We start from the raw sequence: 320 nt of genomic DNA, 5'->3' as shown, positions 1-320 counted from the left end.
ACGGCGCGGAACGGGCGCACCATCTGTGAATGGCAACCGACGCAGCCTTCCTTGATGTAAATGTCACGGCCTTCCAGCTGCAGCGCGGTGTAGGGCTTCATGCCTTCGACCGGCTCGTTGACGGCGTCCTGGAAGAACAGCGGAACGATCTGGGTCAGACCGCCGATGCTCACCGCCAGGATCATGAACAGGGTCAGCAGACCGATGTTCTTTTCAAGTATTTCGTGGTTCATCATCTATCCGTTTCCTCAAGCGATCTGCGCGGCAGCGTCGTACTGGGCTGGCTTGGCGACACGCACGGTGCGCCAGGTGTTGTAGGC

Annotated in this window: 1 protein-coding gene; it reads right to left on the bottom strand. The window is 59.4% G+C overall.

What is annotated here, in order from left to right:
- A partial coding sequence (locus H1S01_RS21075; protein WP_188042209.1) for a cbb3-type cytochrome c oxidase subunit II occupies positions 1–236 on the bottom strand: 236 nt, incomplete at its 3' end.
- Positions 237–320 lie beyond the last annotated feature (84 nt).

It is taken from the genome of Heliobacterium chlorum (assembly GCF_014502795.1).
GTDB classification, from domain to species: Bacteria; Bacillota; Desulfitobacteriia; order Heliobacteriales; family Heliobacteriaceae; genus Heliobacterium; species Heliobacterium chlorum.
This window is presented reverse-complemented; position numbering and strand designations above follow the sequence as displayed.